Source organism: bacterium (assembly GCA_016124905.1).
In the GTDB taxonomy this organism is placed as follows: domain Bacteria; phylum Pseudomonadota; class Alphaproteobacteria; order Rickettsiales; family RI-342; genus RI-342.
The window spans coordinates 31908-46913 of record WGMV01000002.1 but is presented as its reverse complement, the minus strand read 5'-3'; the positions used below and the strand labels follow the sequence as shown (position 1 = coordinate 46913).

Sequence of the window (15006 nt, the reverse complement as noted above, 5' to 3'; positions counted from 1 at the left end):
GGTAATGTTTTGCTGATAATCCCCATTGAAGCGGTGGGAAAGCAGGCCTATCTATGCCATACCGCAACGCACAAATTTGGGGAGACGCCGGTGTCCGCCTTACGTTCACAGACCATGCAGCAGGCGCGTATCAATATGGTATCGCAGCAGCTGGCCACTTCCGGAATCACGGATAAGCGTATTCTGGACGTGATGGGTGAGCTGCCGCGCGAGCCATTCATCCCCGCCGAATATCAAAGCCTGGCCTATGCGGACCATGACCTGCCGCTGGGGCATGGGCTGGATGCGCGCTACCTGCTGGAGCCCCTGGCTCAGGCCCGTCTGCTTCAGCTGGCCGAAATCGACGCAGAGGACACGGTGCTGGATGTGGGCTGCGCCACGGGATATTCCGCCGCGCTGGCTTCGCATCTGGCTAGACACGTGGTGGCGCTGGAATGCAATGAACAGCTGGCCGCCCATGCCGTCAGCCAACTGCGCAGGCTGGGACGTCAGAATGTTGAGGTGACGGTGGGCAGCCTGGCGCATGGCGTGGATGCCAAAACGCTGTTTGATGCCATCATCATCAATGGCGGCGCGCATCAGGTGCCCCAGGCGCTTGAGGAGCAATTGAAGGAAGGCGGCCGCATTGCCGCCATTATCTATAAAAAGGATTCCGGCCGTTTCGCCCGCATGGTTCAAGGGGTGAAGGCGGATGGCGTGGTGACGTATCGCGATGCTTACGATGCCGCGGTTCGCGTGCTGCCAGGGCTGGAGAAACATCAGGAGTTCGTGTTTTGATACGCCGTTCAGCTTCTCTCTTTCATCGCCGATTCATGCTGGGGCTGCTGGCCGTGGGGTGCGCAACGCTTCCCCTGGTGGCCCATGCCGAGGAACCGGTAAATAACTTTGCCGATGCGCTGGCGCATACCTACACGTTCAACCCCGAGCTTTCCTCCGGGCGTGAAGGGCTGAAGGCCACGGATGAGAATGTGAACCAGGCGTTCTCGCAGTTCCGTCCGTCCGTTTCGGCGGATTATTCGCGCGGGAATCAACGTATCAAACGCGGTTCCGGCGCGTTCTCGTACGGCACCACGGATGTGCGTTCGCTGCAGGCCAGCCAGCCCTTGTTCAACGGGTTTGGCAGCTATTACAGTTATCAGCAGGCAAAAGAGAATTCCGCCGCCGGGCGTGAGCAACTCAGGGGCACCGAGCAAAGCGTGCTGCTGGATGCCGCAACGGCTTATGCGGATGTGATCCGCACCCGCCGCGTGATGGATCTCAGCAAAAAAAACCTGGATGTGCTGCGCAAGCACCTGGATGCGACCAATGAGCGTTTCGAGGTGGGCGAAGTGACGCGCACCGACACCGCCCAGGCCCAGGCCCGCCTGGCAACCGCGCAGGCCAACCAGACGCAGGCGCAGGCCGACCAGGCCGCCGCCGAGGCGAATTTCGAGCGTATCGTCCGCAAGCCGGCGTCGCCCGTTCTTTCCGACGAATTGCCGGATATCAAACTGCCCGGCACGATTGAAGAGGCTGTGGATGTCGCCCTCAAGCAGAACCCCGTGCTGAAGCAGCGCGCGTTTCAGGCAGAGGCGGCGGATAAGAATGTAGGCGTTCAGCGGTCGCAGCTGTTGCCATCCGTTTCGCTGGATGCAACGGCGCAGCGTCAGGAAGGGAATGTGTTCCTGGGCGCGGGCACGGATGTGCGCAACGATACGATTGCGCTCAATTTCAATATTCCGCTGTATGAATCCGGCTCGGCCTATTCAAAGACACGGCAGGCCAAGCGTCAGCGCGAGCAGGCCAAGCTGACGGCAATGGATACGAATAACCGTGTGCGCGAAGCTGTGGTGAGTGCGTGGGAGCGCCTGAATTCCACCCGTGCCTCCATTGAGGCGAACAAAGAGGCGGTGGATGCTGCGAAAGTGGCGCTGGACGGCGTTCAGCAGGAGCAGCTATACGGTGCGCGCACCACGCTGGATGTGCTGGATGCCGAGCGCGAGCTTTTTCAGGCAGAGGTGGACCAGGTATCTGCCGAGCGTGACGAGGCCGTGGCGGAATATACACTGGCCGCGCTGCTTGGCCAATTTACCGCTGAAGCCTTGAATCTGGCCGTGCAGCGCTATGACCCCGAAGAGTATTACGACAACAACAGCCACAAAATGTTGGGGTTCTAACCCTAAGCCTATAACAAATGATTGTATTTGGCAGGTCCATTTGCTATCCTGCCCATGTGGTGTAAACATGGGGAAGAACGCAGGCCGTTTAGCGGCCTGGTTCGCAGGCGAAAGGTAAATGGTGGCTGGGCATGGCTGACGACAAGCTGCAACAAGACCCAACCATGGAAGAAATTCTTCAGTCCATCAAACGCATTATTGCGGAAGATGGGCCTGCAGGGGGTTCTCCTGAAGGGGCTGCCGACACAGCGGCGCCCGTTGACGCAGTGCCGGAATCAATCGATGCCTCGGCCGAAGAAGAGGATGTGCTCGAACTCACCGACATGGTGATGGAGCCGGATATTTCCACCCCCGATGATTCGCATGATATTCTGGCCGATATCGATGCCATTACCAAAGCCATTGAATCCGACGAGCCGTTGTCCGTTTCCGGTGGTGAAGAGGATATCGCGGAGCCGATTGATGAGGTGATTGCCGAAGAGGCCACGCCCATGGTGGCGGATGAAATGCCCGTTGAGCTTGAAATGGTGGATGAGGAAGCGCCTTCAAGCGTTGAAGCGGAAGAGGAAATTCACGAAGAGGACATCCACGAAGAATCCGGGGCTGATGATTTCAAGGACATGGATATTTCCATGCTCGAAAATGCCGGACTGGACGAGACGGATGAAGAAGACCAACCTGCCAAGGATCTGTCCATGGATGAACAGGAAGAACGGGGCTTGCTGTCGCCCCAGGCTGCCGCCAATGTGAGCAGTGCTTTCAAGGAGTTCATCGATACGCTTCCGCACCAGAATGAAGAGGCGCAGCCGGTTCATAGCGGTCTGGTGACCCGCAGCGGCACCACGGTGGAGGATTTGCTGATCGAGGCATTGCAACCGTTGATCAAGGACTGGTTTGAGGCCAATCTGCCAGCCACGGTAGAGCGCATCGTCCGCGATGAGCTGCGCAAACTGATACCCCGTTAAGCAGGGGGAATTGTGGCGGGCCACGGCACATTCAGCCAATATATCATCACAGGCCTTTGGGTGAGCCTTGCGGCCTTGTCATGTTCCAGTGCGTTTGCACAGGGAACGGGAGGGTTGCCACCGCTGCCCAACGCCAGTGATGCCGCCAGCGTGGAACTGCCAGAAATGCCGCCCATGCCGGCGCTGGAGCTTCCGTCGGCTTCGGCATTGCCACCGCCCGTGCCGGACAAGGCCGCGCGAAAAGCCGCCGATGACAAGGACATCAACGATCTTTTTCAGAAGCTGCCTCCGGATAAGGCGGCGGCCGCCAAGGTGACCAGCACCGCTACCACGACGACCAAGACCAGCGTGGTTGCCGCTGATATGCCGCCATTGCCGCCCGCTAAAACGGCCCCGGCCAAGACGCAGCCGACCGAGCTGGATGATCTGCCTCCTCCGTTGCCGCCCGCAAAGGGCGCATCCGCCAGTGTGAAGGCTCAGGCCGTGCCGGTGGATGACATGCCGCCGCCGCTGCCGCCCGCCAAAACAACGGTGCAAACCACCCAGACGACGGTTAAAGCCGTTGCCGTGCCAGTGGACGATATGCCGCCGCCATTACCACCTGCCAAAACCGCAGCACCAGCCAAGGCAGCGGCCGCTCCCACGCTGGACCTTCCGCCCTTGCCGACAGCGCCTGCTGCCCCGGTGCCCACCAAATCCGTCAAAACGCAAACCGTTACGACCACCACCACCAAAACCGTTAAGCCCGTGGTGGCCGGTGCCGCGCCCGCTGCGGCTACCCAGACCACCACCACCACGGTTGCGAAAGATCTGCCCCCTCTGCCGACGATGGCGACGGAACCCGCAGGCTTGCCGCCCTTGCCCGGCATGACCGATGCAGCAGCTGGCAAAGCAAGCAGCAAGGCTGGATTGCCACCTGTGCAACTGCCGGATAAGCCGGTGGATGCATCGGGCCGTATTGCGCCGATGTTTGCCATCAAAGGGCCGAATGGCGGCAATGGCAAAACCGATACGCTGGACAGCGGCGACCCCAATATCGACAAGGCCCTGAAGATGCTGGACGAGGCCGATAATAAAGGCCGGGTGTCGGGCATGGGCTATGATGATGAATTTGAGGAAGAGGACAGCACCCCGCCACCGCGCCCGCAGCTGAACCCCGAGGATTATAAACGCAAGAGCACGGCGCCGATTCCCGGTGGGCGGAAATTGTCGCGCCAGTTGGAGCATATGTATTTCACCGCCATCGACCGAAACGATACTGGCGCATTGCAGGCTTTGTTCGCACAGGGGTTTGACGGCAACCAGATTGACGAGGCGGGCAACCCGCCCGTGCTGCGTGCGCTCAAGCGCGGCAACATGCTGGCGGCGAATTTTCTGCTGTCGCAGAAACTCGACCCGGATGCGCAGGACAGCCACGGTATGACGGCGCTGCATTTTGCCGCCAATAACGGCAATACCGATATCGCCAAACTCATGATCAAGAACAAGGCGCGGGTGGATGAGAGCGATCAGGAAGGGCGCACGCCGCTGGCCTATGCGGTGAATGCGGGGCATGTGGAAGTGGCCAGCCTTTTGCTGAAGGCAGGGGCCAACCCTAACCTGCCCATGCAGCAGGGGCAGACGGCGCTGCATATCGCCGCCGCCAAGGGCAATAGCGACATGGTGGATTTGCTGACCAATAACGGCGCGGATAAGAACAAGGTGGATGATCGTGGCTTCACGCCGGGTTATTACGCGCAGTATTACGGCTTTCAGGAACTGGCGAATCGTCTGTTGCCGCCACCGCCGCCACAACCGGTCTATCGCCCTTATTATGGCTATCAGCAGCAGCCTTATTATGCGCCGCCGCCGACCTATTATCAGCAGCCGCAGGCCTATGCGCCGCAGCGCCAGTCCTATCCCGCGCCGCTGATGGCCGCTCCGCAGCCTGCGCCACGTTACCAGGCGCCCGTGCCGCAGCAGGGGTATGCGCCGCCGCAATCGCTGGGGGCGGTGCCACAGGGCTATCAGCCGCCGCAGCGCTATGCGCCGCCCATGCAGGCGCCTTATGCGGCGCCGCAGCCCGTGTATCAGCAGCAGAGCTATCAATATCAGCAAGAGAGCTTGCCGCCGCTGATTTCCAACGGAGGCGGCGCGGCTTATGTGCAGTCTTACGATCTGCCGCCCGCGAGGAAGGAAAGTTACATCTCGCAGCCTAATTTTGTGCCGCCGACGCAGCAGGGCTATGCGCCGCAGGTCTATACTCCCGCTTATCAGCCGCCACTTCAGCCGGTGATGCAGCAGCAGGCTTATACGCCGATGCCCGCGCAATTGCCGTATCAGGGGCAGTACCAGCAGCCCTATAATGGGCAGCCCGTTTACAATAGATAGATTGGGCAACAGGCGAACCCGTACCGTTAGGATTGTTTGGTTTTGCCGAGCCGATCGAACAGGTCGGCGGCCAGTTGCGTCAGGCGTTTTTCCTGAATGGCGGTGCGCAGCTGACGGGTGAGTTCCTGATAATAAGAGAGGTTGTGCCAGGTCATCAGGATAGGGCCGAGCATTTCGTCGGCTTTGAACAGGTGATGAAGGTAAGCGCGGGAAAAGCGGGAGCAGGTGGGGCAGTTGCAGGCTTCGTCAAGCGGGAGCGGGTCTTCGGCGAAGCGGGCGTTGCGGATGTTGACCTCGCCGATGGAGGTGTAGGCGCGGGCCAGGCGGCCGGAGCGGGTGGGGATGACGCAATCGAACATATCCACCCCGCGAAGCACAGCGCCGACGATATCGAGCGGTTTGCCGACGCCCATGAGGTAGCGCGGTTTGTGCGTGGGAAGGTGCGGGACGGTGACATCGAGCGTGTCGAACATAGCCTGCTGGCCTTCGCCCACGGCGAGGCCGCCGATGGCGAGGCCGTTAAAATCCATGTTGCTTAGAACGTCGGCGCTTTCCTTGCGAAGGTCCTCATAAGTGCTGCCCTGGACAATGCCGAAAATGCCGTATCCGTCGCGTTGCTGGAAGGCATCGAGGGAGCGTTTGGCCCAGCGCATGGAAAGGCGCATGGAGTCGGCGGCCTGTTTGTGCGTGGCGGGGAAGGGAGTGCATTCGTCGAAGCACATGGTAATGGTGGAATCCAGATGATGCTGGATTTCGATGGAGCGCTCGGGCGTGAGGTGGTGGGAGCTGCCGTCGATGTGGGATTTGAAGGTGACGCCTTCCTCGGTGATTTTGCGTAAGGAGGAAAGGGACATGACCTGAAACCCGCCGGAATCGGTGAGGATGGGACCGGGCCATTGCATGAATGTGTGCAGGCCGCCGAGGCGGCTGACGCGCTCCGCGCCGGGGCGGAGCATGAGGTGGTAGGTGTTGCCGAGGATGATGGAAGCGCCGGTGGCTTTGACCTGCTCGGGCGTCATGGCCTTGACGGTTGCGGCGGTGCCGACGGGCATGAAAACAGGGGTTTGCACTTCACCATGGGCGGTGTGCAGGGTGCCTGCGCGGGCGTTGCCGTCGGTGTGGGTGATGTTGAAGTTCATGTTCATTTTATGCTTTCCTCATGAGGAGGCTGCTATCACCGTAGGAGTAGAAACGGTAGTGTTTTGCGATGGCTTCCGCATAGGCGGCGTGCATTTCCTCCATGCCTGCGAAGGCGCATACGAGCATCATGAGCGTGGATTTGGGCAGGTGGAAGTTGGTCATGAGCATATCGGCGGATTTGAAATTGTAGCCGGGCGTGATGAAGATGCCGGTGGGGCCGGTGAAGGGGGCGAAACGGCCGTTATCATCCGCGATGCTTTCCAGCGTTCGCAGGGCGGTGGTGCCGACGACGATGATGCGGCGGCCTTCCGTTTTGGCCTGATTGAGGGCGGTGGCGGTGGATTCATCCATCTGGATGATTTCCTCGTGCATCACGTGTTCATTGGTGTCGTCCACCTTCACGGGCTGGAAAGTGCCTGCGCCCACATGCAGGGTGACGAAATGGCGCTGAATGTTTTTGGCGTCGAGTTTGGCGAGCAGGTCTGGCGTGAAGTGGAGACCGGCGGTGGGCGCGGCGACGGAGCCGTCATGTTTGGCGTAGATGGTCTGGTAGCTTTGCTGGTCGGTGCTGTCGGCGGCGCGTTTTTTCTGGATGTAGGGGGGCAGGGGCATCTGGCCGTGCCGGGTGAGCCATGCCATGAGCTGTGTGTGGTCGAGCGAGAAGGAGAGGATGACCTGGCCGTCATCCTGCTTTTCCAGCACATCGGCGGTGAGGTTGTGGCCGAAGGCGACGGGCTGGCCGGGTTTCAGCTTGCGGCCCGGTTTGGCGAAAACGCGCCATCGGTTGCCGCCCATGTGCTGATGGAGGAGGCATTCCACGTTGTTTTCGGTGAAGATGCGGGCGGGTATGACCCGGGAATCGTTGAAGACCATCACGTCGCCGGGTTGGAGGAGGTCGGGCAGGTTATGCACATTCAAGTGCTGGCGCGATGGGCCGTCTACCACCATCAACCGGGCGGCATCGCGCGGGGTGGCCGGGCTGGTGGCGATCAGCTCCTCTGGCAGATGATAATCAAATAAATCTACGCGCATGACGAAACAAACTTGGGAAACTATGATGGGCAGCTAACGCAAAAACCCTATTTGGGCAAGGATACTTCAGGCAAGGTTGGGCATGGAATGGCAGGATGAAGGTATTGTGCTGGCGGTGCGCAGGCATGGCGAGACATCGGCCATTGTGCAGGCCATGACGGCCAGCCACGGGCGGGCCGCCGGGCTGGTGAAGGGCGCGATGCGGGGCAAGCAGGCCAATTTGTGGCAGGTGGGGCAGGTGGTGGAGCTGCGCTGGAGCGCGCGGCTGCAGGAGCATTTGGGCATATTTGGCGGGGAGATGGTGCTGCCCGCGGGCAGTTTGCTGATGCGGGAGCGGGCGGCGCTGGCGGCGTTGCAGGAGTGTTTGCCGCTGCTTTCCATCCTGATGGCGGAGCATGAGAGCCACCCGGATGTGTATGTAGCCACGCGGCAATGGCTGCAATGGCTGTGTGAAAAAACGCGGGAAATGGCGGAATTGCAGGCATCGATTGCCGTGTGGCAGGGGCTTTTGCTGGAGGATATCGGCTATGGGTTTGACTGGTTGCAGTGCGCGGCGACGGGGGAAGATGTTGAATTGACGCATGTTTCGCCAAAATCCGGCGGGGCGGTTGGGGCGGAGGCGGCCCGGCCCTATGAGGGGCGTCTGTTGAAATTGCCTGCCTGGTACCGGGAGGTGATGCTGCATAAACCGCCGAACTGGCTGGAAATTGTGGGGCATATTTCTTTGCCGGAAGCCGCAGAATCGCTGGCAATATCGCGGCATTTCCTGTACCAGTGGGCGCTGCTTCCGATAGGGAAGGAACCGACCTGGAACTTATTGGCTGCGTAACATAGCCAATGGCGATAGTCCGTTGCTTAACCTTAGCTGCCGCAGTCTGGATTCCAGCGAAAGCTGGAATCCAGACTGCGGTGCAACCAATACAGGTCTTGAGTTGTCAACGGCCTGCTGGATTCCAGCTTTCGCTGGAATGACGCAATATGAATAGAGAATTGAACAGGATTTGAGATGAGCAAAGAGAAGACCCATCACCAAGACCCCGCCGGTGCGATTGTGGATGTGCCACTCGTGAATGCGCTTTCGGAGCGGTATCTCTCTTATGCGCTGTCCACTATCATGTCGCGTTCGCTGCCGGATGTGCGGGACGGGTTGAAGCCGGTGCACCGCCGCGTGCTGTATGCGATGCTGCAGCTGAAGCTGGACCCGGCATCGGGCTATAAGAAATGCGCCCGCGTGGTGGGGGATGTGATCGGTAAATACCACCCGCACGGCGATGTGGCGGTGTATGAGACGATGGTGCGCATGGCGCAGAGTTTTGCGCTGCGCTACCCGCTGGTGGACGGCCAGGGGAATTTTGGTTCCATCGATGGGGATAACGCGGCGGCGATGCGTTATACCGAGGCGCGCATGACCAATGTGGCCATGCTGCTGCTCGAAGATATCGAGAATGACACGGTGGATTTTCGCCCCACCTATGATTCGTCTGACATTGAGCCGGTGCTGCTGTCGGCGCGTTTCCCGAACCTTCTGGCCAATGGATCGGAAGGGATTGCGGTGGGAATGGCGACCAGCATTCCGCCGCATAACGTGGCGGAGCTGTGCGATGCGATTCAGCTGCTGATCAAAAAGCCGAAAAGCGACGTGGCGGATTTGATGCAGTTTGTGAAGGGGCCGGATTTCCCGACCGGTGGCTCGCTGGTGGAAGCACCCGAAACGATTTTGAAGGCGTATGAGACAGGCCGCGGAAGCTTGCGCGTGCGCGCCAAATGGGAAGTGGAGCAGCTGAGCCACGGGCTGTACCAGATTGTGGTGACGGAAATTCCGTATCAGGTGCAGAAATCGCGCCTGATCGAGAAGATCGCCGAATTGTTCCGCGATAAAAAGCTCGCGCTGCTCGGGAATATCCGTGATGAATCGACGGAGACTATCCGCATCGTGTTTGAGCCGAAGAGCCGCAATGTGGAGCCGGAAGTACTGATGGAATCGCTCTTCAAGCTGACCGAGCTGGAGAGCCGTTTTGCGCTGAATTTGAACGTGATCACCTCGGCCAATGTGCCGAAGGTGCAGAACCTGAAGGATATCTTGCAGGAATATATCGACCATCGTCTGGTGGTGCTGGACCGCAAGAGTCGTTATCGCCTTGGCAAGATCAAGGACCGGCTGGAAGTGCTGGAAGGTTACCTGGTTGCATATCTGAACCTGGATGAGGTGATTCGCATCATCCGTGAGGAGGATAAGCCCAAGCCGGTGATGATGGAGCGTTTCGGGCTTACCGACAATCAGGCGGAGGCCATCCTCAACATGCGTTTGCGCTCCTTACGCAAGCTGGAGGAATTCGAGATTCGCGGTGAGCATGACAGGCTGAAGGCCGAGCAGGCGGAGCTGGAAGCATTGCTTGGCAGCGATGACAAGCGCATGAGCTGGCTTTCCAAGGATGTGAAGGCGCTGAAGGCGATGTTTTCCGAGGAGACGGAAATCGGCAAGCGCCGCACGCTGGTGACGGATGCGCCGAAGGATATCGATATTTCCGTGGAAGCATTCGTGGAGAAAGAGCCCATCACGGTGCTTTGCTCCAAGATGGGCTGGGTGCGCGCGGTGAAGGGAACCTTCACCGAGATGCCGGATGCCAAATATAAAGAGGGCGATGAAGAGCGGTTTATTATTCCGTGCAAGACGACGGATAAGCTGATGTTCTTCGCCAGCGACGGGAAATGCTACACGGTGCCTGCCAACCGGATTCCGAAAGGGAAAGGGCTGGGTGAGCCGATTCGCCTGATGGTGGATTTGCCGAACGAGGAAGATATTGTTGCGCTATTTGTCAATGAGCCGGGCACGGATGAGCGCCAGTGGCTGGTGGCTTCCAGCGAGGGCAAGGGCTTCCGCATCATTGAAGGCGACATGGTGGCGCAGACGCGCCAGGGCCGCCAGGTGCTGAACCTGAATGACAAGCAGAAGGCCGTGATCTGCACGCCGGTGGATGGCGACAAGGTGGCCGTGATTGGCCAGAACCGCAAGCTGCTGGTGTTTGAGCTGGAGGAAATCCCCGTGATGAAGCGCGGGCAGGGTGTGACGCTGCAGAAATACAAGGATGGCAATATCAGCGATCTTAAAGTGTTCAAAGGCGAGAATGGCCTTAGCTGGAAAAGTGGTGAGCGCGAGCGGGTGGAGCCAAACCTGAACATGTGGCTGGGCAAGCGTGCGAGTGCGGGCAAATTGCCGCCGACGGGCTTTCCGCGGAATAATAAGTTCGCTTAGGTTTAAGATACCCCTCACCCCAACCCTCTCCCTCAAGGGGAGGGTTGGGGTGCCCTCGCTTGTTTCTCTAGCAATCCAGCAACGCTGACATGACTCCCTCTCTCGTGAGGGAGAGGGTTGGGGTGAGGGGCATCTATAGTGTGTGATGCATCGCGATGTTGTGAACGCGGAGGTATTCCACGCCTTCCGCGGCGAGTTGCCGTGAAAGGGTGTATGTTTCGGCATCACGCGTTTCGCTGAGGTTCGGCAGGGTTTTCAGGAATGATTTGCGGGAATGGCCGATGAGGAGGGGGATGCCCTCCACACGGATGGCGTGGGTGTTTTCGATGATGCGCCAGCTTTGGGCGGCGGTTTTGCCGAAGCCGAGGCCGGGATCGAGGATGATGCGGTGAGGGGCGATGCCGTTTTCCTGCAAGCGGGTGACGGTTGCTTCGCTCCATTGTTTGAGGGTGGTTAAGACGTCGGTATTTTCCGGCAGGGTGATGGATGGATCGGCCGGGATGGTGAGGCTGTGCATCACCACGCAGGTGGCGTCGCTGTGTTTGACGACATCGAGCATAGCGAGGGGGAAGCCGGTAACGTCGTTTACCCAGTCGATGCCTTCGCCGAGGGCGCGGGCGATGGTTTCGGGGTGGCGGCTGTCGAGGCTGACGAGCACGTTGTTGCTGTGGGCGAGTTTGATGATGTCGCTCAGAATGGGAGAGAGGCGTTGCCATTCCTGTGCGGGGGTGAGGGGGGTGGCGCCCGGGCGGGTGGATTCCGCGCCGATATCGATGATGTGGGCGCCGTCTTTGATGAGTTGTTTGGCATGGGCGTAGGCGGTTTCGGCATGGTCGTGCTCGCCGCCGTCGGAGAAGGAATCGGGCGTTATGTTGAGGATGCCGACCAGCTTACTCATAGGTGAATGCTTCGAGGATGCCGTCATAGCCGATGGTGGCGGCCATGTCCGACACGCGTTTGCCGGTGACGGGATGGACCCATCTGGGTGCGATGTCGTTTAAAGGAAGCAGTACGAAATTGCGCTTATCCAGTTGCGAATGGGGCAGGGTGAGGGTCGGGGTTTGCAGCACCAGGTCGTCATAGGCGAGGATATCGACATCCACCTCGCGCGGGCCCCAGTGGCCGCGCTTCTGGCGACCGGCGGCATGTTCGGCGGCCTGGGTGTGTTCGAGCAGGGCATGGGGGGTGAGGTTGGTGATGGCGGCCACGGCGATGTTGATGAAGGAGATGTTCCATTCCGGCGGGGCGTTTTCCGGCAGGAGGGCGGCATTCTCATAGGCGTTGGAGATGGCGGTGATCTGGATGACGGGCTTGAGGTGATCCAGCGCGGCCTGGAGGTTGGCAAGGCGGTCGCCCACGTTGCTGCCGAGGCTGAGAAGAATGTGATGTTCTGGCGCTGGATTCATACGGGCCTCTGGTCTAGAAGCATAACTATGACATCTGTGCCCGCTTACATCAATGGTTTGCCTGCCGAGGAGGCTGGGGGAATCTCTCCCGCCGACCGGTGCTTCCGTTATGGCGACGGGTTGTTTGAGACGATGCGCGTGGTGAAGGGGCGCATCTGGAACGAGGCGTTTCATCGGCAGCGTTTGATGCAGGGCATGAAGCGGCTTGGCATGGAGGGCGCGGTGGAATGGCCGGTTCCGCAGGCGGATGGCTTGTTGAGGCTTGGTGTGAGCCGTGGTGTGGGGGGGCGCGGTTATCTGCCGCCGGAAAAGCCCGTGCTGAATGTGGTGACGGAGCATTTCGCGGCACCACCTTTTCTGGGAATGGCCGCGCGGTTGTGGCTGGGGGAATGGCGCAGGCCGCCTTCCGATAGTCTGCCGCATGAGGTGAAGCATGCGAGCGGGTTGAATTCCGTGCTGGCGCGGATGGATGCGGCGAAGAATGGGTGCGATGAGTGCCTGTTGCTTTCCGTGGATGGATGGGTGGCGGAGGCGAGCTCGGCGAATATCTTCTGGCACAAAAATGGTGAGTGGTTCACGCCTGCGCTGGATATCGGCGTGCTGCCGGGCAGCGTGCGCCATTGGCTGATGGGGCGGGTGAAGGTGATGGAAGGGCGTTTTCGTTTGCCTGATTTGCTGGCGGCGGATGGGGTGGTGCTGACCAATGTAGGCTGGGGGCTTTGGCCGGTGGAATTGCTGAAGCCGCATGGGCATGTGTGGCAACGGACGGATGAGGTGCGCGCCCTGCGCCATGCGCTGCTGAAGGAATGGGGGGTGGACAATGCGGATGCGTGAGCTGCCCTGGCGGCACCCATTGGCCTGCGCGGACTGGCTGGCGGAGCGAGGCGAAGCGGAATGGGCCTTGTTCTATTCCAGCATGGAGACGAGCTATAGCGGTGGGAAATCGTTGCTGGCCTGGGGTGTGGAAAAACGCGTGGATGGTGGTGACTGGGATGCGTTGAGCGAGCATCTGTCCCAATATGACAATGAATATGAGCATGCCTGGTTCGGGTATCTTGGCTATGGGTTGAAGAACCGGCTGGAGAAGCTGCCGGAGGATGTGGCGGATGCGGCGATCAGCATCGGCTCCGCCTTGCCGGACATGCAATGGCGGCGCTATGCGCATGTGCTGGTGTTCGATCATGCGGCGAAGCGGCTGTTTGCCTATAGCGATGCACCGGAGGCGATGGACAGCTTGCCCCGCGCGGAAGATGCGCCCGCGCTTGCGCAGAAGACGCAGGGGCACCGGGTGGTGATGAGTTCACCTATGACGGATGGTGAATATCTGGTGAATGTGGGAAGGATTCTGGAGCATATCGCGGAGGGCGATATCTATCAGGCGAACCTGACGCGGAAATATACGGGGCATGTTGAGGGACGTAGATGGCGGCATTTTGATTTGTTCTGCAAACTGTGCGAAGTGAGCCCGGCGCCTTACAGCGCGTTTCTGCAACTGGGGGAGACGGCAATCCTTTCCTCCAGCCCCGAGCGGTTTTTATCGATGGATGCGAAAGGGCATATCGAGGCGCGGCCGATCAAAGGGACGCTCCGGCGCGGGGACAGCAAGGCGGATGACGCAGCGCTGGCGGAAAAGCTGGCGCATAGCGAGAAGGACCGGGCCGAGAACCTGATGATTGTGGACCTGATGCGGCATGATCTGTCGCGCATTGCGGTGCCAGGAAGTGTCGAGGTGCCTGCGTTGTTCGAGGTGCAGCCTTTTGCGACCGTGCATCATATGGATTCCACCATCCGCGCGCAGAAGCGCAGCGACATTGCGGCGCTGGATGTGGTGAAGGCGTGTTTTCCGCCCGGCTCGATGACGGGAGCGCCGAAAATACGCGCAATGGAGATCTGTACCCATCTGGAGAAATACCGAAGGGGGGTGTATAGTGGCGCAATCGGCTGGTTCGGCGGGGATGGCAGCATGGATCTCTCGGTGGTGATCCGCACCCTCATCATGCAGGGGGACCGGTTTGAGTTTCAGGTGGGTGGCGCAATTGTCAGCGATTCGGTTCCGGAAAAGGAGCTGGAGGAGGTTCAGGTGAAATCACGCGGGATATTGAAGGCATTGGGAGTGTTATGACGAAAGAGAAGCTGATTTATGCGCTCAGCCATTTCGGCCCGGCGGTGGGATTTCTGATCGGGTTTCATCTGGGCGGCTTGATGGCGGCGACGCTGACGGTGGTGATCGTCACGCCGATTGCCCTGCTGCTGCATTATTCGCATTATCGGAAATGGCCGTTGCTGCCCGCCATAACCTGTGCCTTCGTGCTGGTGTTCGGCGGGCTGACACTGGCGTTTAACGATCCGCTTTTCATCAAGATGCGGCCGACGGTGGTGAACCTTGTGTTTGCGCTGACGCTGGCCATCGGGCTGGCGGCCGACAGGCTTTGGGTGAAGCAGGCGCTCGGCCATCAATTCAACCTGCCGGACAATGCATGGAAAATGCTGACCTGGCGGATGGTGGGCATGTTCGTGATGCTTGCCTGCGTGAATGAAATCGCCTGGCGGCATACGCCGGATAATGTTTGGGTGAACATCAAGCTGTTCGGGTTACCGACATTGATCATGCTTTTTTTCCTGGCGCATTTGCCATTTTTTCAGAAATACATGATAGTGCCTGATAATCAGCCTAAAAGCTGACG

At 59.5% G+C, this 15006-nt stretch carries 13 protein-coding genes; 9 read left to right on the top strand and 4 right to left on the bottom strand.

What is annotated here, in order from left to right; translation table 11 throughout:
* Positions 1–90 precede the first annotated feature (90 nt).
* The 4 genes from GC177_00260 (at position 91) to GC177_00245 (ending at position 5491) form a co-directional block, all read left to right on the top strand.
* A complete protein-coding gene (locus GC177_00260) occupies positions 91–777 on the top strand; it encodes a methyltransferase domain-containing protein (protein ID MBI1274391.1) in 687 nt (228 codons plus the stop codon).
* Positions 774–2156 (top strand): TolC family outer membrane protein, encoded by a 1383-nt coding sequence (locus GC177_00255; GenBank protein MBI1274390.1) that lies wholly within the window; start codon positions 774–776, stop codon positions 2154–2156. The genes GC177_00260 and GC177_00255 overlap by 4 nt, the downstream gene beginning before the upstream one ends.
* Before the next feature lie 131 nt (positions 2157–2287).
* Positions 2288–3121, top strand: a complete 834-nt coding sequence (locus tag GC177_00250; GenBank protein ID MBI1274389.1) for a DUF2497 domain-containing protein — start codon at positions 2288–2290, stop codon at positions 3119–3121.
* 12 nt (positions 3122–3133) lie between these two features.
* Positions 3134–5491 (top strand): hypothetical protein, encoded by a 2358-nt coding sequence (locus GC177_00245; protein ID MBI1274388.1) that lies wholly within the window; start codon positions 3134–3136, stop codon positions 5489–5491.
* Positions 5492–5517: 26 nt separating this feature from the next.
* Here GC177_00245 and tgt read toward each other — a convergent pair whose 3' ends face one another.
* Both tgt and queA read right to left on the bottom strand, forming a co-directional pair.
* Positions 5518–6636, bottom strand: coding sequence for a tRNA guanosine(34) transglycosylase Tgt (gene tgt / locus GC177_00240; protein MBI1274387.1), 1119 nt, complete (start codon positions 6634–6636; stop codon positions 5518–5520).
* 1 nt (position 6637) lies between these two features.
* Positions 6638–7663 (bottom strand): tRNA preQ1(34) S-adenosylmethionine ribosyltransferase-isomerase QueA, encoded by a 1026-nt coding sequence (gene queA / locus GC177_00235; protein ID MBI1274386.1) that lies wholly within the window; start codon positions 7661–7663, stop codon positions 6638–6640.
* An 82-nt stretch (positions 7664–7745) separates the two neighbouring features.
* Between queA and recO the strand changes: the two genes are divergently transcribed.
* Both recO and parC read left to right on the top strand, forming a co-directional pair.
* Positions 7746–8492, top strand: coding sequence for a DNA repair protein RecO (gene recO / locus GC177_00230; protein ID MBI1274385.1), 747 nt, complete (start codon positions 7746–7748; stop codon positions 8490–8492).
* A gap of 177 nt (positions 8493–8669) precedes the next feature.
* Entirely contained in the window at positions 8670–10916 is a 2247-nt protein-coding gene (gene parC / locus GC177_00225; protein MBI1274384.1) for a DNA topoisomerase IV subunit A, read from the top strand.
* A gap of 133 nt (positions 10917–11049) precedes the next feature.
* Here the strand turns inward: parC and folP are convergent, their stop codons facing one another.
* Both folP and folK read right to left on the bottom strand, forming a co-directional pair.
* Positions 11050–11841, bottom strand: coding sequence for a dihydropteroate synthase (gene folP / locus GC177_00220; protein MBI1274383.1), 792 nt, complete (start codon positions 11839–11841; stop codon positions 11050–11052).
* On the bottom strand, positions 11807–12496 hold the full coding sequence (folK, locus tag GC177_00215; protein MBI1274382.1) for a 2-amino-4-hydroxy-6-hydroxymethyldihydropteridine diphosphokinase: 690 nt from the start codon (positions 12494–12496) through the stop codon (positions 11807–11809). The genes folP and folK overlap by 35 nt, the downstream gene beginning before the upstream one ends.
* On the opposite strand from folK, the gene GC177_00210 reads away from it, so the two are divergent.
* From GC177_00210 to GC177_00200, 3 genes are read left to right on the top strand one after another with little or no spacing between them, the layout of a single operon-like run.
* A complete protein-coding gene (locus tag GC177_00210; protein ID MBI1274381.1) occupies positions 12302–13156 on the top strand; it encodes a hypothetical protein in 855 nt (284 codons plus the stop codon). The genes folK and GC177_00210 overlap by 195 nt on opposite strands.
* Positions 13143–14444, top strand: a complete 1302-nt coding sequence (gene pabB, locus GC177_00205; protein ID MBI1274380.1) for an aminodeoxychorismate synthase component I — start codon at positions 13143–13145, stop codon at positions 14442–14444. The genes GC177_00210 and pabB overlap by 14 nt, the downstream gene beginning before the upstream one ends.
* Entirely contained in the window at positions 14441–15004 is a 564-nt protein-coding gene (locus GC177_00200; GenBank protein MBI1274379.1) for a septation protein A, read from the top strand. The genes pabB and GC177_00200 overlap by 4 nt, the downstream gene beginning before the upstream one ends.
* Positions 15005–15006 lie beyond the last annotated feature (2 nt).

Bases quoted from the DNA above. Each gene is read 5' to 3' on its own strand.
- recO (MBI1274385.1), top strand. From the start codon at position 7,746: ATGGAATGGCAGGATGAAGGTATTGTGCTGGCGGTGCGCAGGCATGGC.
- GC177_00250 (MBI1274389.1), top strand. From the start codon at position 2,288: ATGGCTGACGACAAGCTGCAACAAGACCCAACCATGGAAGAAATTCTT.
- parC (MBI1274384.1), top strand. From the start codon at position 8,670: ATGAGCAAAGAGAAGACCCATCACCAAGACCCCGCCGGTGCGATTGTG.
- folK (MBI1274382.1), bottom strand. From the start codon at position 12,496: ATGAAACGCCTCGTTCCAGATGCGCCCCTTCACCACGCGCATCGTCTC.
- pabB (MBI1274380.1), top strand. From the start codon at position 13,143: ATGCGGATGCGTGAGCTGCCCTGGCGGCACCCATTGGCCTGCGCGGAC.
- queA (MBI1274386.1), bottom strand. From the start codon at position 7,663: ATGCGCGTAGATTTATTTGATTATCATCTGCCAGAGGAGCTGATCGCC.
- GC177_00200 (MBI1274379.1), top strand. From the start codon at position 14,441: ATGACGAAAGAGAAGCTGATTTATGCGCTCAGCCATTTCGGCCCGGCG.
- GC177_00210 (MBI1274381.1), top strand. From the start codon at position 12,302: ATGTTCTGGCGCTGGATTCATACGGGCCTCTGGTCTAGAAGCATAACT.
- tgt (MBI1274387.1), bottom strand. From the start codon at position 6,636: ATGAACATGAACTTCAACATCACCCACACCGACGGCAACGCCCGCGCA.
- folP (MBI1274383.1), bottom strand. From the start codon at position 11,841: ATGACGGCATCCTCGAAGCATTCACCTATGAGTAAGCTGGTCGGCATC.